The sequence below is a fragment of the Bradyrhizobium sp. genome (assembly GCF_035570375.1).
Taxonomy (GTDB): Bacteria; Pseudomonadota; Alphaproteobacteria; order Rhizobiales; family Xanthobacteraceae; genus Bradyrhizobium.
On the sequence record NZ_DATMLW010000098.1, the window covers coordinates 14,547 to 34,019 of the forward strand.

Sequence of the window (19,473 nt, forward strand, 5' to 3'; positions counted from 1 at the left end):
TGCGGCCTTGAATTTGAAGTTCCTGTCACGAACTTGCCGCTATACTGATAGGAACTTCAAATTCGCCGCACCAGTGGAGTGGATTTGACATTCGCTACCCGGTGTTCCTTTGGTTCTAGCATTCGAAAAAATGCCGACTGAGAAGGGAAGCGAATGTTAGAATCGGATCACTAGGACGGGAAGGAGGCAGGCATGGTCGTCCTCAATCGTATCTATACGCGAACCGGCGACGATGGCACGACGGCGCTCGGGAGCGGCGAGCGGCGTCCAAAATACGATTTGCGCATCGCGGCCTACGGGACCGTCGATGAGACCAACGCCGCCATCGGTATCGCACGGCTGCACCTTGCGGGTGCGCCCGAACTCGATGGGATGCTCGGTCTGATTCAGAATGACCTGTTCGACCTTGGCGCCGACCTTGCGGTGCCCCAGCGCGAGGGCAAGGCAGAGCGGTTACGGATGCTGTCGAGCCAGGTCGAGCGCCTTGAACGGGATATCGATCGTTTGAACGCGCCGCTTGCGCCGCTGACGTCGTTTGTGCTGCCGGGCGGTACGCCCGCGGCCGCGCATCTGCATCTGGCGCGCACGATCTGTCGGCGGGCGGAACGGATCATGGTGGAACTTGCGGCCAAGCCGGAGGAACCCGTCAGCGACGCCGCGATCCAGTACATGAACCGCCTTTCAGACTTCCTGTTTGTCGCCAGCCGCGCCGCCAACCATAACGGGGCGGGAGACGTGTTGTGGGTGCCCGGCCGGAACCGCTGATCGGCCGCGGCGGGAATAGTGCCGTCAGGAGCCTTGGCCTGTTGCCGAGCATGATCTCTTCGGAAAACCGGTTCCCACTTTTCCGGATCATGCATTAAGATCGGCCCGCGAAGCCGATTTTTGGCTCGCACGCGCGTTGACCGGACTTGGCAGGCGCTTTAGGTTCCGCGCCCATGCCGATCAAACCTGAAGGATTTTGAGCGAAAGAGGGTCGATGAAGGTCCTGGTACCAGTGAAGCGGGTGGTCGATTTCAACGTCAAGGTCCGCGTCAAAGCCGACGGAACGGGCGTCGAACTCGCCAATGTGAAGATGTCGATGAATCCGTTCGACGAGATCGCCGTCGAGGAGGCCTTGCGCCTGAAAGAGGCCGGCAAGGCAACCGAGGTCGTGGTGGTTTCGATCGGCCCCGCGCAGGCGGCCGAAACCATCCGCACCGGGCTCGCCATGGGCGCCGACCGCGGCATCCTGGTCAAGGCGGACGGCAACGTCGAACCCTTGGCGGTGGCCAAGATTCTCAAGGCGGTCGCCGACGAAGAGAAGCCCGCACTCGTGATCCTGGGCAAACAGGCGATCGACGACGACAGCAACCAGACCGGCCAGATGCTGGCCGCCCTGCTCGGATGGTCGCAGGCAACCTTTGCCTCCAAGCTTGAAGTCGATGGCTCCGACTTCAAAGTGACGCGCGAAGTCGACGGCGGCCTGCAGACGGTGAAACTGAAGGGGCCCGCTGTCGTAACCACCGATTTGCGGTTGAACGAGCCGCGTTATGCCAGCCTGCCGAACATCATGAAGGCGAAGAAGAAGCCGATCGCCGACAAGAGCGCATCCGGTTATGGCGTCGATCTGACGCCCCATCTGGAGATCCTGAAAACCTCCGAGCCGCCGGGCCGCAAGGGAGGCGTCAAGGTCAAGGATGTCGCCGAGTTGGTCTCGAAGCTCAAGAATGAAGCCGGGGTTCTTTAAGATGACAACGCTGTTGATCGCCGAACACGACAACGCAACGATCAAGGATTCCACCAGCAAGGCGCTGACCGCCGCCGTCGCGCTTGGCGCTGAAGTTGACGTGCTGGTCGCCGGTGAAAGCGCCAAGGCGGCCGCAGACGCGGCGGCCAGGCTTGCGGGCGTAAGGAAAGTGCTGCTCGCCGACAACCCGGCTTACGCCCACGATCTCGCCGAGCCGCTGGCGGCGCTGATCGTGTCGCTGGCGCCAGGCTATGACGCCTTCGTCGCGCCCGCGACCTCGCGTTTCAAGAACGTGATGCCGCGCGTCGCCGCGCTTCTCGACGTGATGCAGGTCTCGGAAATCATCAAGGTGATCTCCCCGGATACCTTTGAGCGGCCGATCTATGCCGGCAACGCCATCCAGACCGTAAAATCGAAGGATGCCAAGAAGGTCATCACGGTGCGAACCTCGACCTTCGCCGCCACCGGAGAGGGCGGCAGCGCGGCGGTGGAGAACGCCTCTGCGGCCGCCGATCCCGGCCTGTCCAGCTTTGTCGGCGAGGAAGTCGCCAAGAGCGATCGTCCCGAACTGACCTCGGCGAAGATCATCGTCTCCGGCGGACGCGCCATGCAAAGCCGCGAGAATTTTGCAAAATATATCGAGCCGCTCGCCGACAAGCTCGGCGCCGCTGTCGGCGCGTCGCGCGCGGCGGTGGACGCCGGTTATGCGCCCAACGACTGGCAGGTCGGCCAGACCGGCAAGGTGGTGGCCCCCGAGCTCTACGTTGCCATCGGCATTTCTGGAGCGATCCAGCATCTTGCCGGTATGAAGGATTCCAAGGTCATCGTTGCGATCAACAAGGATGAAGACGCACCGATCTTCCAGGTTGCGGACTACGGTCTTGTTGCGGATCTGTATCAAGTGGTTCCGGACCTTACCGAGGCGGTCGGCAAGCTCGGGAAGTAATGGGGACGAAAAAGCTACTGCATTTGCGCGAGCATACGGGGCGATTTTGCGATAACAATGGAACGAAGTGTTGTACCGGATGAAAGGCGTTTCGACCGGTGTTGATGCAAAGGGACGGGACGGCCGGGCGCGTCGTTCCGGTGAGATGGTAACATGGCGGTTATGATCAATAAGGTCGGCGTGATCGGTTCCGGCCAGATGGGCAATGGCATCGCGCATGTGGCGGCGCTGGCCGGCTTCGACGTGATCCTCAACGACATATCCGCCGATCGCCTGAAGTCGGCAATGGCGACCATCAACGGTAATTTGTCGCGTCAGGTCGCCAAGAAAGTCATCACCGAAGACGCCCGAAAGACGGCGCTGGAGCGGATTACTCCCGCAGATTCCATCGACGGATTGTCGGACTGTGATCTGGTCATCGAGACCGCGGTCGAGAAGGAAGACATCAAGCGCAGGATTTTTCACGACGTCTGCGCGGTTCTCAAGCCCAGCGCGATAGTCGCCTCCAACACATCTTCGATCTCGATCACGCGGCTTGCCGCCTCCACCGATCGCCCCGAGCGCTTCATCGGCATTCACTTCATGAATCCGGTGCCGCGGATGGAACTGGTCGAACTGATTCGCGGCATCGCGACCGATGACTCGACCTTCGACGCCGCCAGGGAGTTCGTAACCCGGCTCGGCAAGCAAATCGCGGTCTCGGAGGATTTCCCCGCCTTCATCGTCAACCGGATTCTTTTGCCGATGATCAACGAGGCGATCTACACGCTTTACGAGGGCGTGGGCAACGTCGAAGCGATCGATGCGGCCATGAAGCTCGGCGCCCACCATCCCATGGGTCCGCTCGAGCTTGCCGATTTCATCGGTCTCGACACCTGCCTGTCGATCATGCAGGTCCTGCATGAGGGGCTGGCCGATTCCAAATACCGGCCGTGTCCGCTGCTCGTGAAGTACGTCGAGGCCGGCTGGCTCGGTCGCAAGACCCAGCGCGGCTTCTACGATTATCGCGGCGACAAACCGGTCCCGACGCGCTAGAGCCTGTTTCTATCCCTCCCTGAGCGGTCTATTTCTCCTTGGTGGCCGAACACGATTCGACACCCGCCTTCGTCGTCTGGTTGCACTTTCTCTCCTCTCAATCCAGAATTTATTAACTCCCGCCGGGTAGGGTGAGCCCAGACGGAGGGTGGCGCATGGCGGATATCGCGAGTTTGGCTGGCAGCCTTATCGCTGCCCAGGCAGGAAACACCCAGTTGCAGGTCGCAACCACGCTGTTGAAGTCAAATCTCGATGCGGAGAAGGCGACCGTCCTGACCCTCCTCGATGCCGGCTCCCCTTCGCTTGCCAATGTGGGCCCCGGTATTGGCGGCAATGTCAACGTAAAGGCCTGAGAATCCTGTTGTTCGGCCTTGGGGATGGCACGCTCTCGCCCCGGCTTTTGCGCGTAAACCGCCACTTTCACAGAACCAACCCAGTCCAATTCCAGCCGGTTGCAAGCCTTGCCGCGCCTTCGGCATTGCCCGTGCTCGCGGCTTGCGATAGCGAGAGGCGCGGCCCAAGCGGCGCGATCACGTCTCAGCCCCATTGGCTTTGCGAAGCGGCTCCAGCACCACGGGACATCCGATGAAGTTTGCGAGTTTTGCGATCAACGGCACCCCGAGCTGGGGTCTCATCGATGGCGCACAAGCCGTCGATCTCGGCGCGCATTTTCGCGACCGATATCCCGATTTGAAATCCGCCATCGCCTCCGGCGCTCTGGGTGAGGTGGCGGCGGCGGCCGGCAAGGCCTCGCGACATCGCCTCGCAAACATCACCTGGCTGCCAGTGATACCCAATCCGGACAAGATCCTCTGCATTGGCCTCAATTATGAAACGCACCGCGTGGAAACCGGCCGCGCCGAAGTCGCAAATCCCACCGTGTTCGGCCGCTTCGCCAACAGCCAAACCGGGCATCTTTGCAACATCGTCCGGCCGCGTGTCTCGAAAGATCTCGATTTCGAGGGCGAACTCGCCGTCATCATCGGCAAGCCAGGCCGCTACATCGCCGGCAAGGATTCCTGGGACCACATCGCAGGATACGCCTGTTACAACGAGGGCAGCGTTCGCGATTTTCAACGGCACACGCATCAGTTCACGCCCGGCAAGAATTTTCCGCAGACCGGCGCTTTCGGGCCCTGGATGGTGACACCGGACGAAGCAGGCGATCTCGCACCACTGCGGCTGCAGACCCGCCTCAACGGCGAGGTGGTTCAGGACGCAACCATCAGCCAGATGATCTTCGATATTCCGCGCCAGATCGAATACTGCTCGTCTTTCACGCGGCTGGAGCCGGGCGACGTGATCGTGACCGGCACGCCCGGCGGCGTCGGGTCCAGGCGCACGCCGCCGCTTTGGATGAAGCCGGGAGATGTCGTCGAGGTCGAGATCGACCGGATCGGGCTTTTGCGCAACGGCATCGCCGACGAGGCGTAAGGCGCCCGATTGGCGCGGGGTCGGTGAGATGCGGTTGGGCTGCGGAAGGCGACCCCAGGAAGCTCTAGGAGCGGGGAGGCGTCGCTGTCCCATCCAGCGCCAGCGGGGCCGGCAATGGTGGCGATCTCGCAGCGGTTACGGACAAAGATGCATCATCCATTTTGCGAAAGCCGTGCAGGCTAGCGTTTGGTGGGCGCTGCGATAATCACATCGTTCGCCGGAAAGCTCGGATCGATCTTGTTTCCGCCGTAGCTAAGAATCTGATTGGCGAGATGTGCTCCATTCCGAAATTGAACCACATTATTGAATCCGCCTACAGCTAACACAAAGATAGCCAGCGCCAGTGCGCCTCGACGAGCTGGAGAGAACCAGGAAAACGAACATATCGCTACAAGTATCGGGAGAAAGTGTGGTGCGTAAAGAAAGGTCACAGTGCCGTATACGCTGTGAAGAGCCATTTGGATGAGCAGCATCATCCCCAGACCAAACGAAATTGGCTTCAGTTTGGGCGTTGCCACGGCCCCCCAAATTCCGCAGCAAAGCAATGCGATCCAAGCCAAACTGGCGGCGATCCCGCCCCAGATATTGTCAGACCATGGAGTTTGCTGGTTCGTCACCACCTTATCCCCTGACTGAATCTCGATATATGGTGTCGGTGCGACGACCGTCGTAATCAGGAGCGATCGCAAGCTTTCGAGCGGCTCCCATGCGTCGCCGCCGTTCCTTTGCTGGGCAATTTGAGTCCACTGAGTTTCGTCCACGACGGAACGTGGCAAGAAAAAAAGCGAAGCATTCGAAAACAGAAAGTACTGCGCCGAGGATAAGAGGACGATGAGAGCTAGCGCAGCAGCCGAAATTTCAGCAAACCGTTTGGGCGGCCAGCGTACCAGCGTCGCTGCCAAACCGACGGACCAATTTGTAACCGTGATGCTGAGTGTTCCAGCACTAATCAATAACCACCAGAGCGGGGAAATGGTTCGACCGGATGCCAGCGCCAGCAGTGCAAGAACGATAGTCACGCCCGCAACCGAATTTAACTCGATTACGGCATACCAATCGATAAATGCTGCGCTCAACAGATAGAGCGCGGCAAATACGACGGTTGGAACACGCGGCAACCCGAAACTACGCAGGGCGCAAAAAAATAGCCCGCCGCTCAAGGCCGCCGCCAATGCGATCAAAAACTTGGCAGCTACCAGAGAAGTAAAACCGAGCTCGCCGATACCAAGCACAATCGGCGTGAGAATAATCGATGAAGCCGGATGAACTGATGTTCGGTAATGATTGCTCGCTACGTCTGTAAGATTTGATATGACTCTCGGCGTGTCAGCCTGAAACCAGATGTTGAAAGAGGCGGCGCTGTCGAGGGCAGGGCCTAAAGTCCTGAAGCCCCAAACAGAAATACCCATCGCGATTACTGCAAAGACCAAACCGAAAAGCCCGTCAGAAATCGATAGACCTTTCGTACAGTGAGGTTCTGGAGCTGGTTTGGGATCATATAACATAGATCAAGCAGGTGAGAGCCGTCGTTGACAAGTCCGCTTCACGGGGACCCATGGCTCCGACGTAGACGCCGGACCATTGATGCCCGGTTCGACTACTGGCGGTGCAAGATCGGCCGCAGATGAGTGATTGTTGATAGCGAGGCGATTGCAGCGAATGCGATAAGGGGATTTTCACGAGCATCTGAAATGATACAACCTGAAGTTTTAATCCACCATTAACATCTCGTAGCTATTTGTCGCGTGTGCGCCTTGGCTGCTCGGCTGTGCTTTCCGGCTGATCAATCGTTAGGGGATAGTCACAGGCTACCGGGGCACGCAGGCGGAGTGTCGGTCATCAGAAGAGCAGTTTGAATGGAGCAGCAAGCGCGGATCTACTGGATCGGCCGCGCCCTGATGATGGCTCATCGACAAGCCATGCCGGACGATCCAATCATATATACGTTTACGGACAACGTAAGCCGAACGACAGTTGCAGCGATGACGTGCGTCGTGTTGGCTGCGATATGACCGAAACCAAGATGACTTCCGCTGATGTCAGCCGCAAACGTGCAGGTTTCGCGAACGCCGCCATTTTGAAATCGCATGCCGATCCGGAGAAATCCGCAGTTCAGACCCGCTTGGTACTGGAACCGTCTTGCTCGCCAATGTCGCCTCGGGCATCGTCGGTAATCTCAACGTAACCCCCTAAAATCCGGCCGCTACCGGCTTTATTGCCGCCGTGATCAGCTTGATCGCGTCGTCGCTGTCCCATTCGGCGGGGCCGGCAATGGTGGCGATCTCGCAGCCCTGGCCATCGACGAGCACCGAGGTCGGCATGCCCAGAGCGCGTCCTGCGGCTTTAAGATCCTGGAAAACCTTGGCTTTCTGATCACTAAAGTAACCGAGCCGGGTCAGGTTTGCCTCTTTCAGGAAATTTCTCGGCTTCTCGGGGTCGCGGGTATCGATATTGATCGCGACCACCTCGAAATCCTTATTCTCAAGTTTGGTTTGTAGTCGGTCCAGTGCCGGCATTTCCTTCCGGCAAGGCACGCACCAGGTCGCCCAGAGGTTCACCAGCACCGTGCGGCCACGCCAGTCCGAGAGCTTCTTGGGCTTGCCGTCGGCGTCTTCGAAGGCAAGGTCCGGCAGGCGCAGAGGCGCGGTTGCCATGGTCAAGGCGGCTACCTCGCCATGGGCCAGCGGCGCGAGCTTTCGCGACAGGTCCACCGCCGAGGCGCAGCCGGGATCGCCCGCCGCGTTACGCTTCAGCCCGCCAACCCCGTATATCCCGGCGAATCCGATTATCGCCCCGACCAGGACAGCCCCGGCGACGTAGGGAATCCGGCGCGTGGGCGCCGCAATTTGCGGGGGTCTTTCAGGCATATCGTTTGTCATCCTGTATCAGTTGCGGCTATGCAGGGCGCTAGAGCTCCGATTCCGAAGTTCGCAACCTATCGTGGCGACCTCTGATGCGAACTTCGGAATCAAAGGAGCTCTAGCACTTGTTGATTCTAGTGCGGCCTTGAATTTGAAGTTCCCATCACGAACTTGCCGCGATACCGATGGGAACTTCAAATTCGCCGCACTAGCGTGCGTGGCCTATGGCAGATGGCATGTGATCGGGCGCGACGACAAGCAGGCAGACAAGCGGCAGGCATGAGTTTTTGATCATGAGCAACAAGATGTGGGGCGGCCGGTTCAGCGAGCGCCCGGACGAGATCATGGAGGAGATCAACGTCTCGATCGACGTCGATCGGCACCTTTACGCCCAGGACATCGCCGCGTCCAAGGCCCACGCCGCAATGCTCGCCGCGCAAGGCATTATCACGGCGAACGATGCGAAAAATATCGCCAGGGGTCTAGACACGATTTTGTCAGAAATCGGCAAGGGATCGTTCGATTTCAAGCGCGCGCTGGAAGACATTCACATGAATGTCGAGAGCAGGCTTGGCGAGTTGATCGGGCCCGCGGCGGGACGGCTGCATACCGCGCGATCGCGGAACGATCAGGTCGCGACCGATTTTCGTCTGTACGTTCGCGACGTCATCGACGAGACCGATGCCGCACTCGCCGCGTTTCAGCGCGCGCTGGCGCAACGGGCGTTGGAACATGCCGCCACCGTGATGCCCGGCTTCACCCATCTGCAGACTGCGCAGCCGGTCACGCTCGGACATCACCTGCTCGCCTATGTGGAAATGGCGGCACGCGATCGCGGCCGCTTTGCGGACGCGCGCAAACGCGCCAACGAATCCCCGCTCGGCGCCGCGGCGCTCGCCGGCACCTCGTTTCCGATCGATCGCGAGGCGACCGCGAAGGCGCTCGGCTTCGACCGGCCGATGGCCAATTCGCTCGACGCGGTCTCGGATCGCGATTTCGTGCTCGAGACGCTGTCGGCGACCGCGATTGCGTCGGTGCATCTGTCGCGCTTTGCCGAGGAGATCGTGATCTGGACCTCGCCGCTGGTGGGCCTGGTGCGGCTTTCCGACAAGTTCACCACCGGCTCCTCGATCATGCCGCAGAAGCGCAATCCCGATGCGGCCGAGCTGGTGCGCGCCAAGACGGGGAGGGTGATCGGCGCGCTCAACGCTCTGTTGATCGTGATGAAGGGCCTGCCGCTCGCCTATCAAAAGGACATGCAGGAAGACAAGCAGGGCGCGATGGAAGCGTTCGCGGCACTCTCTCTCGCCATCCGTGCGATGACCGGAATGGTCATCGACATGGTACCGGATGAGGCGCGAATGAAGCTTGCCGCCGGTGAGGGCTACACCACCGCGACCGATCTCGCGGACTGGCTGGTGCGGACGCTGAAAATGCCGTTCCGCGACGCCCATCATGTGACGGGCCGCATCGTTGCCAGGGCATCGCAGGATGGCGTGGCGCTGCACGAACTGCCGTTGGAGGCCATGCAGGGGATCGAGCCGAAGATCACCCCTGACGCGCTCAACGTTCTGTCGGTCGAAGCTTCGGTGAAGAGCCGCACGAGTTTTGGCGGAACCGCGCCCAGGAATGTGGCGGCGCAGGCCAAAGCGTGGCTCAAGCGGCTGGAAAAAGAGCGAAAGTTGGGCTGAGCGGCGATTCTCTCGGCAATTTCAGCGCCGCTCGGGTCTCGCCAGACGAGTTCAATCTTTGTATGGTGCGACGCGCATTGGGGATTTGGACGTGAATCGCAACGACCGGCCAAAATATCAGGGATGGGCGCTCATTGTCCTGGGCGTGAGCGTGCTTGCGCTCGGAGGCTGCGGGCGCAAGGGGCCGCTCGATTTGCCGCCGACCGCATCCACGCAGCCCCAGGGTGTGGCCGTGCAGGGCAGTCCCGAAGCCGATCAGGCAAGCAAGCCGAGCGTGTTCAATTCGAGCTACGGCGCCGATGCGCCGACGGCCACCCCCAAAGGGCCAAAAAAACCGTTCGTTCTCGATCCGCTCCTGAACAGCAACTGACTCGGGTGCGGCAGATTTGATATTCGCCAGCGTTTTTACGCGAGTCCAGCCATGAATCACTTCGACTATCGCAACGGCGTTCTTCACGCCGAGGCGGTGAATCTCATCGAACTGGCGGAGGCGGTTGGAACGCCCTTCTATTGCTATTCGACCGCGACGCTGGAACGCCATTACCGGGTATTCAGCGACGCCTTTGCCGGCGAAAGGGTGCTGGTCTGTTATGCGTTGAAGGCCAACTCCAACCAGTCGGTGCTGCGCACGCTGGCGAAGCTCGGCGCAGGCGCGGACGTGGTTTCCGGCGGGGAGTTGAAGCGGGCTCTCGCCGCCGGGATTCCGCCGCAGCGGATCGTGTTTTCCGGGGTAGGCAAGACCGAGACGGAGCTGCGCGCCGCACTGGAGGCGGACATCTTCTGCATCAATGTCGAATCCGAATCCGAGCTCGAATCGCTGTCGCGCCTCTCGAGCGAGCAGGGAAGGGTTGCGCCGATCTCGGTTCGGGTCAATCCGGACGTCGATTCAGGATCGCATGCGAAAATTTCCACCGGCAAGTCGGAAAACAAGTTCGGCGTGCCGCTTGACCGGGCGCGCGCGGTGTATGCCCGCGCGGCAAAGCTGCCCGCCATTCGCGCCACCGGCATCGACATGCATATCGGCAGCCAGATCACCGATCTTGAGCCGCTCGAGGCTGCTTTCAGGTTGCTGGTCGATTGCGTGCAGACGCTGCGCGCTGACGGCCACGCGATTTCGCATGTCGATTTCGGCGGCGGCCTCGGCATTCCCTATCATGCCGATCGCGAGGCGCCGCCCTTGCCTTCGGCCTATGCCGACATGGTCAAGCGGGTGACCAAAAATCTCGGCTGCACGCTGGTCTTCGAGCCCGGACGCATGATCGTCGGCAATGCCGGAATTCTGGTGACGCGCGTCATCTATGTGAAGCACGGCGCTTCAAGGAACTTCGTCATCATCGACGCGGCGATGAACGACCTGATCCGCCCCACACTTTATGAAGCCCATCATGACATCCTGCCGGTTGTCGCGGTCGCGCAAGGCACGCCGACGATCGTGGCCGACGTCGTCGGTCCGGTCTGCGAGAGCGGCGATTATCTCGCGCTTGCGCGAACCATTCCTGCGCCCAGGGCTGGCGATCTCCTCGCCATCATGACCGCCGGCGCCTACGGCGCGGTGCAGTCCGGCACCTACAACACAAGGCCGCTGGTGCCGGAAGTTCTGGTCAGCGGCGACCAGTACGCGGTGGTGCGTCCGCGCGTTGATGTCGATGCGCTGATCGCGATGGACAAGCCTGCGCCCTGGCTGTGAGCCCTCGTGCCCTCTCCCCTTGTGGGAGAGGGCGGTGAAATCGAGCGGAGCGAGATGAGCCGGGTGAGGGGTTGGCATCCGCGGTTAGGACCCCTCATCTGGCTCGCATCTGTCGATGCGAGCCACCTTCTCCCGCAAAGGGAGAAGGTGAAAAAGCTACTTCGCGGCATGAGCGCCTTTGCCGCCAACCACGACGCCGGCCGCCTGTTCGATCGGCTGAATTGCGGACGTGAAATCGGACTCCCCGCCCATTTCGCGGATCACCACCTCCCACAATCGCCCGACCGCTTCGGCGACCTCCATCGACAGTCCAAGCGATTTTGCCTCTTCCAGGCAAAGCCGCACGTCCTTGACCATCAACCCGGTGGCAAAGCCGAAGTCGAAGGTCCTCGGCAGGATCGAACGGGGAAACTTGTCGCGGCTCGCCGTGTTCATGCCCGAGCCCGCATTGATCACGTCGATCATCACGGCAGGATCGAGGCCTGCCTTGACGCCCATCACCACGGCCTCGGAAGTGGCAACCACGGCCGTGGCCGACAACAGATTGTTGGCAAGCTTCATGGTCTGGGCCGAGCCGGGTTTCTCGCCGATGAAGAACACCTTGCCGATCATGTCGAGCGCCGGTTTCACCGCCTGGAAATCGGCGCGAGGGCCCGAGACCATGACGGCCAGCGTGCCCTTTTGGGCGCCTCCGACGCCGCCACTGACTGGACTGTCGAGCTGCACGAGGTCGCGCTTCGCAAGCAGGTCATGGATCCGCACCGCCATCTGCGATCCGACGGTGGAGAGATCCACGAATCGCCTGACGCGCTTGCCTTCGATCACGCCATCCGTTCCGGTCGCCACCTCGAGCGAGGCCTGCAGCGATGGCAGGCTTGCCATCACGGTTTCGGCGCGGTCTGCAACGTCTTTCGGAGAAGAAGCCGCCCGCGCGCCCAGCGCAACCAGTCCATCGACGGCTTCCTTGCGCTGATCGAAGACGAACAACTGGTGCTGGGCCTCGATCAGGCGTCGCGCCATGGGAAAGCCCATTTTGCCGAGGCCGATGAATCCGATTTCCATGGTGATAGGCCCTCAACGATTCTCAAAACGTCGATCGCGGCCGTCTCGAAGTCTGAGTTTTGTTCCGTTTCGAGACCGAAGACAGCCTTATGCCTTGTCGAGTTCGGCGAACACTTCGCGGGCGATGCGGAAACTATCGACGCCTGCGGGAATGCCGGCATAGATCGCAACCTGCATGAAGACTTCGCGAATCTCCTCGCGCGTCACACCATTGGTCAGCGCGCCCTTGATGTGGGCCCGCAATTCGTGCGGCCGGTTGAGGATCGAGATCATGGCCAGATTGAGCATGCTGCGAGTCTTGCGTGGCAGTTCCTCGCGGCCCCAGATCGCGCCCCAGCAATATTCGGTGACGAGTTCCTGAAACGGCTTGTTGAAATCGTCGGAATTTTTCAGGGCATTGGCGACATAGGCCTCGCCCAGCACGGCTTTCCTGATTTCCAATCCCTTGTCGTGCGTTTTCTTGTCCATGGCGTTCCCTCACAGGATGGCACTTCCTTGGTTCCATCGTTATTACGAGGTCGCAACGGCTCAGTCACGCCCTCGTGTTATGCGTATTCCCGGGTGTGGGCTGCCTGCGAGTGCGGTGGATTTTGACATTCGCACCAGTTTTTCCGCGAGTTCTCACGGCGAATGCCAAATCCTAAACCGCACTAGAATCAATACTTTGCTAGTTTCCCCTTGGTTCTGACATTCGTAAGATAGATCGCTGCAACATGGTACGAATGCCAGAATCGGGACACTAGGGTCCTGATTCCCAAGTTCGAATCATTTTGCTGCGATCTTGTTTGCGAACTTCGGAATCGAAAGGACACTAGCAAGTCATTGTTTCTAGTGTGGCTTTGGTTCAGAAATCCGCATGACGAACTCGCGGGCTGCAATGATGCGGACTTCTGAACCGCCACACCAGCGTAGGTGCCTCACTGTCGCCGATGTGCTAAAGTGTGATCCGGAACCTGGAGAGTTTATTGAGCGGCGCCACCCAAGACCGGTCAGAGCCGGTACAAAATCCTGATGCGCTTTCACGGCTGCAACTGACGCGGGCCGTGCAGCGGGCCAAATATGCGATCGCCTGGGAACGAGTCTGGCCGCATCTGGCCCGGCTTTTGACGGTTGCAGGGCTGTTCCTGGTGGTGTCGTGGGCAGGATTATGGCTGGCGCTGACGTTTCTGGCCCGCGCCATTGGCCTCGGCCTGTTCGTGGCTTTGGCGCTGGCATCTCTGTTCCCGCTGGCCTGGTTTCGCTGGCCAAGCCGGCAGGAGGCACTTGGCAGGCTCGATCGCGGCACCGGCATTCGCCATCGCCCGGCGACAACCCTGACCGACACGCTGGAATCGCAAGACCCGGTAGCGCGGGCGCTTTGGCAAGCCCAGCGTGAGCGAACCCTGGCCACGATCAAGCGCATCCGTGCCGGCCTGCCGTCGCCGCGGCTGGCGATTCACGATCCCTGGGCGCTGCGCGCCCTGATCGTGGTGCTGATGGTTGCGACCTATATCGCCGCCGGCGACGAGCGGACCATGCGGGTCGCCACTGCCTTCGACCTGAATGGCGTGCTGTCGGTAGCCAATGTCAGGGTCGACGCGTGGGTGACGCCGCCGCTCTATACCAGCAAGCCGCCGATCATTCTTTCTTCGGCGAACAAGGAGGCCGCAATCCCCGCCGCGGGGCCGTTGGCGGTCCCGAACCGCAGTACGCTGATCGTGCGTTCGAGCGGCGGCACCCTCGATGTCGTGGCGGGCGGCGGGGTGAGCGAAGCCGCGCCGAAGGAAGAGGCCCCGAAGGGGACCAACGAAAGGCACTTTGCGATCACCGGTGACGGCACGGTCCATGTTCGCGCGCCCTCGGGGCAGCCGCAGTGGAGCTTTACCGCCATACCCGACCGTCCTCCGACCATCGCGCTCGCCAAGGATCCGGAACGTCAGGCCCGCGGCGCGGTGCAACTCGCCTACAAGATCGAGGATGATTACGGGGTCATTGAAGCGCGGGCGCTGTTTGCGGTCCGCCGCGCCGAGGCGTCCAAAACCGATGCGACCAAGGCCGACGCGCCCAAGGGCGCCGAGTCGCGCCCCTTGTTCGACCCGCCGCAATTCTCGCTGGTGCTGCCGAACGCGCGCACCCGCAACGGCGTCGGTCAGACGGTGAGGGACCTGAGTGAAGATCCATACGCTGGCGCCGACGTCACGCTCACGCTCACCGCGAAGGACGAGGCCGGCAATGAGGGACGCAGTGAGCCCTTCAACATGCGCCTGCCGGAACGGTTGTTCACCAAGCCTCTGGCGCGCGCTCTGATCGAGCAGCGCCGCATTCTGGCGCTCGACGCCAACCAGAACTCGCAGGTCCAGGCGGCGCTCGAAGCGTTGTTGATTGCGCCGGAATTGTTCATGCCCGAACTCGGCCAATATCTCGGCCTGCGCAGCGTCACGCGGCAGCTCGAGATGGCGCGAACCGACGATGCCATGCGCGAGGTGGTGGCGAGCCTGTGGGCGCTCGCCGTTACCATCGAGGACGGCAACATCACCGATGTCGACAAGGCGCTGCGCGCCGCTCAGGATGCGCTCAAGCAGGCGCTGGAGAGAGGCGCCAGCGACGAGGAGATCAAGAAACTCACCCAGGATCTGCGCGCGGCGCTCGACAACTTCATGCGCCAGCTTGCCGAACAATTGCGCAACAATCCGCAACAATTGGCGCGGCCGCTCGATCCCAATACCAGGGTGATGCGCCAGCAGGACCTCAACAACATGATCGAACGCATGGAGCGGCTGTCGCGCTCCGGCGACAAGGAGGCCGCCAAGCAATTGCTCGAACAGCTGCAGCAGATGCTCGAGAATCTTCAGCTGGCGCAACCCGGCCAGGGCGACAGCGACATGGAGCAGGCGCTGAACGAACTCGGCGACATGATCCGCAAGCAGCAGCAACTGCGCGACAAGACCTTCAAGCAGGGCCAGGATTCACGGCGCGACCGGCAGCGGGGCAAACAGGGCGATCAGAGCATGAGCGATCTGCAGCAGGACCAGCAGGGTCTGCGCGACCGCTTGAGGAAATTGCAGGACGAACTGGCCAAGCGCGGCATGGGGCAGGGCAAGCGCGGCGAAAAGGGTCAGCAGGGCCAACAGGGCCAGGACGCCGATCAGGGTGACGGCGAGGATGGTCTCGGCGAAGCCGACTCCGCCATGGGCGATGCCAGCGGCAAGCTCGGCGAAGGCAACGCCGAGGGCGCCGTTGATTCGCAAGGCAAGGCACTGGATGCGCTTCGCAAGGGCGCCCAGAGCCTTGCGGAGGCGATGCAGCAGGGCGATGGCGAAGGTCAGGCCGACGGACCCGGTAACCGGGTTGGCCGCCAGCAGAGCGGCGGCAACCAGAGCGATCCACTTGGACGACCCTTGCACGGCCGCGAATTCGGCGACGACCTGACGGTAAAGATTCCCGGTGAAATCGATGTGCAGCGGGTGCGTCGGATCCTGGAAGAGCTTCGCCGGCGTCTTGCCGATCCCGCGCGCCCGCAGATCGAGCTCGATTACATCGAGCGCTTGCTGAAGGATTATTGATCGGGATTGCTCAGGGCGTTGTGCGGCAGACTCGATTCACCTCTCCCCATTGGGGAGAGATCGGATTGCGAAGCAATCCGGGTGAGGGCCAGCACTCTCATCAGAGACCGTACCACTCACCCCGACCCTCTCCCAAAGGGAGAGGGAGCACACTTTCGTCGCGGTTACAGTGCAACCTAATCTGATTTGCTTTAGCCAGCCCGTCGCGCAGCGAGTGCATCGGCGACCGCGGTGCGGATATCGGCTACCGAAAACGGCTTGGTGATGATGTCATGGGCGATCGCGCTGAGGTTCGAAGCGCGTTCGCGCTGATCGGCAAATCCCGTCATCAGCAGGATCGTCGTTCTTGGAAAATCACGAGCTGCCGACAGCGCCAGCGCAATCCCATCCATCACCGGCATCTGGATATCGGTCAGCAGGAGATCGAACGCGCCTTGTTCGCTGCCCAGGATTTCCAGCGCTTCTGCGCCGTCTGCAGCAGTGACGATCTGGTGGCCGTCCATGACGATGGCGCGCGCCACCAGCATGCGCATGGAATCCTCATCATCGACAATCAGCACGCGCGGCATATGGGCACCTGTTTCGTGAGTAAGCGATGCCGTTCAAATACGGGCGGCCATGTCCCGCTTGCTAAAGAAGCGCACGTCGATGTTGCGAGCTTCAGGCGGCGGCGATGCCAATCGGGACTTGAACACGGCCTTCTCGCCGGGTCGCAAAACCGGCTGCTCCAGCACGGCGTTCCATGCATAGATTTCGGCACCCTGCGCGTCGCGAACGCTGAAGCGCAGCCGCGGCAGTTCTACCGGCTTGCTGGTTTCCCCCGTGATGACACCCTCGATCACCAGAACCGGTTTGCCTTCCACCATCTCGGAGGTGATCTTGACGTCCTTGAACCGCAAGCCGCGCACATTGACGTCGAGGCCGACCAGCTTGTAGAAGCCCGCGGTCTGCGGCATCAGCCGCACGACGTCGACGCGCCAGATGACCAGGGCTACCACCAGCGCGGCCATCGCGGCGCAGACCGTGGGAAGCCCGAGGGATGGCCTGCCCGACACAAGCGGACGGTCCTTGGCTCCGAGCAGCCTTCGCAGCCAGGATAGACGTTGCCGGCGGCCTGCTCCCGCCCCATGCGGGTCGTTCCGGGCGATTGGGGGCCAATTGGCCTCGCTTCGAGCCGCAAAATCCTCCTCCTCGCTGGACCAGTCGTCCGCGATCGAGGGGCTGTCGACGTGCGGTGTGTCCTGCCCGGGGTCATCTCCCTGGCGCGCGATGGCGTCCCACTCGGCGGCGGCGTCCTGATCTGCGGCGTCGCGGCCCGCCACTGCCATTGCGGGGGACTGTGCCTCAAGCGTGGCATCCTCCTGGCGCGCCAGCCAGACCTCCTTGCAGCGGGAGCACCGCACGGTGCGGCCGGCCGTCCCCAGGGTAGCCGGATCAATGGCATAGGATGTCGAGCAATGAGGGCATACGATGTGCATGGAGCCACTCTCCGCTGGGATACGGGCTGCTGCCCGCCGGTTCGAGGTCTCCGGGGCGCCGGCGCACGCTCGCCCTGGGAGCTTCAGACCGAAAGGCGGCGCCAAAGCGCCGGATTGCCGATGCCCGCTTGCTTCGGAACTTCGCTCCAAGAGGCGCGCGGGCGAAATTCGAAAGCAGGGCAGTGGGATGCTACAACGTGACCGTTAACGAATCGGAAACCATAAACGAAGCACAACCACTTTGTCGGACTTCCCGGCCGCAGCGAGGCCGGCCGGCCAGGGGCAACCACCATGTTTAAGGTCGCGCCCCCCATCGAACGGAGCTGAACGTGGTTCGGTTCGAAAATGTCGGATTGCGCTACGGGCTCGGCCCGGAGATTTTGCGCGACCTCAATTTCGAGATTCCCGCCCATTCCTTCCAGTTCCTCACCGGCCCGTCCGGCGCCGGCAAGACCTCGCTGTTGAAACTGCTGTTTTTATCGCTGCGGCCGACCCGAGGTCTGGTCAACCTGTTCGGCCACGACGTCTCGCTGCTTGGCAAGGATCAGATCGCGGACTTGCGCAAGCGGATCGGGATCGTGCTGCAGGACTTCCGGCTTCTGGACCACATGACTACGTACGAGAACGTCGCGCTGCCGTTCCGCGTCATAGGCCGGCAGGAATCGAGCTACCGCAAGGAGGTCATCGATCTTCTGAGGTGGGTGGGTCTTGGCGATCGAATGGATGCGCTGCCGCCGATCCTGTCCGGTGGTGAGAAGCAGCGGGCAGCCATCGCGCGCGCCGTGATCTCGCGGCCGCATCTGTTGCTGGCGGACGAGCCGACCGGCAACGTCGATCCAACGCTGGGCCGGCGATTGCTGCGGCTGTTCATCGAGCTGAACAGGTCCGGCACCGCGGTCATCATCGCGACCCATGATATGGCCCTGATGGACCAGTATGACGCGCGACGGCTGGTGCTGCACCAGGGACGGCTTCATATCTATGAGTAGGACCGATCAACAGCTTGGCCCTTTGGTGGATCTCGCGCGTGAGCGTCCCCAGGTACCGGCGAAGGCGCGCAACTTGTCGCCGATCGTGCCGCGCGGCTCGATCGCTGGCAGTGCATTGGTCGCCGTCGTCGCCATCATGACCTTCCTTGCCTCGATGACAACCGGCACCGTGCTGCTGGTGAGCGCGTCGGCGGCGGAGTGGCAGTCGGAAGTCGCGAGCGAAATCACTGTTCAGGTGCGCCCCTCGCCCGGCCACGACATCGAGCGCGATGCGGCAGCGGTCGCCGAAGCGGTGCGCGCCCAACCCGGTATCGTCGATATCCGGCCGTTCAGCAGGGAGGAATCGGCCAAACTCCTGGAGCCGTGGCTCGGCAGTGGACTCTCGCTCGACGAGTTGCCGGTGCCGCGCGTGATCGTCGCGCGGGTGCAACCGGGAACGGCCCTCGACCTGGAGGCGCTGCGCCACCGGGTGAAACAGGTGTCGCCGTCGGCCAGCGTCGACGATCATCGCGCCTGGATCGAACGGATGCGGTCGATGACCGGCGCGACCGTGATTGCCGGCATCGGCATTCTGGTGCTGGTCATAATCGCGACCATCATTTCGGTGTCGTTTGCGACGCGCGGCGCGATGGCCGCAAACCGTCCGATCGTCGAGGTCCTTCACTTTGTGGGTGCAGGCGACCGCTTCATCGCCAATCGATTCCTGCGGCATTTTCTCCGGCTGGGCCTCGAAGGCGGCATCATCGGCGGCGGCATCGCCATGCTGTTTTTCGGGTTTTCTGAATCGATTGCGAGCTGGTTCTCCGGCACGCCCGTCGGCGATCAGTTTGCCGCGCTGCTGGGTACGTTTTCGCTGCGCCCGTCGGGCTATCTGGCACTGGCGGTGCAGGCGGTGCTGATCGCCGGAATCACAGCCTGGGCGTCGCGACGGACCCTGCTTGCGACGCTCAACGAAATCGACTGACGGAGCAATACGGCGTGTTGCAGATTCCACTTCGCCAGAAAACCTTCTAAACTCG

18 protein-coding genes are annotated in these 19,473 nt (G+C 61.6%); 12 read left to right on the plus strand and 6 right to left on the minus strand.

Features of this window, described 5'->3' with window-relative positions:
• The first annotated feature begins 192 nt into the window (after positions 1-192).
• The 6 genes from VNX23_RS10835 to VNX23_RS10860 all read left to right on the plus strand — a co-directional run bounded on the left by VNX23_RS10835 (position 193) and on the right by VNX23_RS10860 (position 5,144).
• Positions 193-765 carry a cob(I)yrinic acid a,c-diamide adenosyltransferase gene (locus VNX23_RS10835; RefSeq protein WP_325629841.1) on the plus strand — a complete coding sequence of 191 codons (573 nt, stop codon included), beginning with the start codon at positions 193-195 and terminating at the stop codon, positions 763-765.
• Between the two features lie 214 nt (positions 766-979).
• A complete protein-coding gene (locus VNX23_RS10840) occupies positions 980-1,729 on the plus strand; it encodes an electron transfer flavoprotein subunit beta/FixA family protein (RefSeq protein WP_325629843.1) in 750 nt (249 codons plus the stop codon).
• Position 1,730: 1 nt separating this feature from the next.
• Positions 1,731-2,675 (plus strand): electron transfer flavoprotein subunit alpha/FixB family protein, encoded by a 945-nt coding sequence (locus tag VNX23_RS10845; protein WP_325629845.1) that lies wholly within the window; start codon positions 1,731-1,733, stop codon positions 2,673-2,675.
• 153 nt (positions 2,676-2,828) lie between these two features.
• Positions 2,829-3,710 carry a 3-hydroxybutyryl-CoA dehydrogenase gene (locus VNX23_RS10850; RefSeq protein ID WP_325629847.1) on the plus strand — a complete coding sequence of 294 codons (882 nt, stop codon included), beginning with the start codon at positions 2,829-2,831 and terminating at the stop codon, positions 3,708-3,710.
• A gap of 155 nt (positions 3,711-3,865) precedes the next feature.
• Positions 3,866-4,063, plus strand: coding sequence for a putative motility protein (locus VNX23_RS10855; protein ID WP_325629849.1), 198 nt, complete (start codon positions 3,866-3,868; stop codon positions 4,061-4,063).
• Positions 4,064-4,295: 232 nt separating this feature from the next.
• Positions 4,296-5,144, plus strand: coding sequence for a fumarylacetoacetate hydrolase family protein (locus VNX23_RS10860; protein ID WP_325629851.1), 849 nt, complete (start codon positions 4,296-4,298; stop codon positions 5,142-5,144).
• A gap of 179 nt (positions 5,145-5,323) precedes the next feature.
• On the opposite strand, the gene VNX23_RS10865 is transcribed toward VNX23_RS10860, so the two are convergent.
• Positions 5,324-6,649: a hypothetical protein gene (locus VNX23_RS10865; protein ID WP_325629853.1), complete on the minus strand. Its 1,326-nt coding sequence runs from the start codon at positions 6,647-6,649 to the stop codon at positions 5,324-5,326.
• A 684-nt stretch (positions 6,650-7,333) separates the two neighbouring features.
• Positions 7,334-8,011, minus strand: a complete 678-nt coding sequence (gene tlpA / locus VNX23_RS10870; RefSeq protein ID WP_325629855.1) for a thiol:disulfide interchange protein TlpA — start codon at positions 8,009-8,011, stop codon at positions 7,334-7,336.
• 287 nt (positions 8,012-8,298) lie between these two features.
• Here tlpA and argH point away from each other — a divergent pair, with 287 nt between their 5' ends.
• From argH to lysA, 3 genes are all read left to right on the plus strand, one after another.
• Positions 8,299-9,696, plus strand: coding sequence for an argininosuccinate lyase (argH, locus tag VNX23_RS10875; protein WP_325629857.1), 1,398 nt, complete (start codon positions 8,299-8,301; stop codon positions 9,694-9,696).
• A gap of 91 nt (positions 9,697-9,787) precedes the next feature.
• On the plus strand, positions 9,788-10,066 hold the full coding sequence (gene lptM / locus VNX23_RS10880; protein WP_325629858.1) for an LPS translocon maturation chaperone LptM: 279 nt from the start codon (positions 9,788-9,790) through the stop codon (positions 10,064-10,066).
• Positions 10,067-10,117: 51 nt separating this feature from the next.
• Complete coding sequence (gene lysA / locus VNX23_RS10885) at positions 10,118-11,383, plus strand: diaminopimelate decarboxylase (RefSeq protein ID WP_325629860.1); 1,266 nt, start codon at positions 10,118-10,120, stop codon at positions 11,381-11,383.
• Between the two features lie 156 nt (positions 11,384-11,539).
• Here lysA and VNX23_RS10890 read toward each other — a convergent pair whose 3' ends face one another.
• Positions 11,540-12,445, minus strand: a complete 906-nt coding sequence (locus VNX23_RS10890) for an NAD(P)-dependent oxidoreductase (protein ID WP_325629862.1) — start codon at positions 12,443-12,445, stop codon at positions 11,540-11,542.
• Between the two features lie 87 nt (positions 12,446-12,532).
• A complete protein-coding gene (locus VNX23_RS10895) occupies positions 12,533-12,913 on the minus strand; it encodes a carboxymuconolactone decarboxylase family protein (RefSeq protein ID WP_325629864.1) in 381 nt (126 codons plus the stop codon).
• Positions 12,914-13,410: 497 nt separating this feature from the next.
• On the opposite strand from VNX23_RS10895, the gene VNX23_RS10900 reads away from it, so the two are divergent.
• A complete protein-coding gene (locus VNX23_RS10900) occupies positions 13,411-15,987 on the plus strand; it encodes a TIGR02302 family protein (protein WP_325629866.1) in 2,577 nt (858 codons plus the stop codon).
• Between the two features lie 191 nt (positions 15,988-16,178).
• On the opposite strand, the gene VNX23_RS10905 is transcribed toward VNX23_RS10900, so the two are convergent.
• Positions 16,179-16,556 (minus strand): response regulator, encoded by a 378-nt coding sequence (locus tag VNX23_RS10905; RefSeq protein ID WP_325629868.1) that lies wholly within the window; start codon positions 16,554-16,556, stop codon positions 16,179-16,181.
• Between the two features lie 33 nt (positions 16,557-16,589).
• On the minus strand, positions 16,590-17,465 hold the full coding sequence (locus VNX23_RS10910; protein ID WP_325629870.1) for an MJ0042-type zinc finger domain-containing protein: 876 nt from the start codon (positions 17,463-17,465) through the stop codon (positions 16,590-16,592).
• Between the two features lie 329 nt (positions 17,466-17,794).
• Here VNX23_RS10910 and ftsE point away from each other — a divergent pair, with 329 nt between their 5' ends.
• Together ftsE and VNX23_RS10920 are read left to right on the plus strand one after the other, a co-directional pair.
• The gene (ftsE, locus tag VNX23_RS10915) at positions 17,795-18,454 is read left to right on the plus strand and encodes a cell division ATP-binding protein FtsE (RefSeq protein ID WP_325629872.1); all 660 of its coding nucleotides are present in this window, start codon (positions 17,795-17,797) and stop codon (positions 18,452-18,454) included.
• Complete coding sequence (locus tag VNX23_RS10920) at positions 18,447-19,418, plus strand: ABC transporter permease (protein WP_325629874.1); 972 nt, start codon at positions 18,447-18,449, stop codon at positions 19,416-19,418. Before ftsE ends, VNX23_RS10920 begins: the two co-directional genes overlap by 8 nt.
• Positions 19,419-19,473 lie beyond the last annotated feature (55 nt).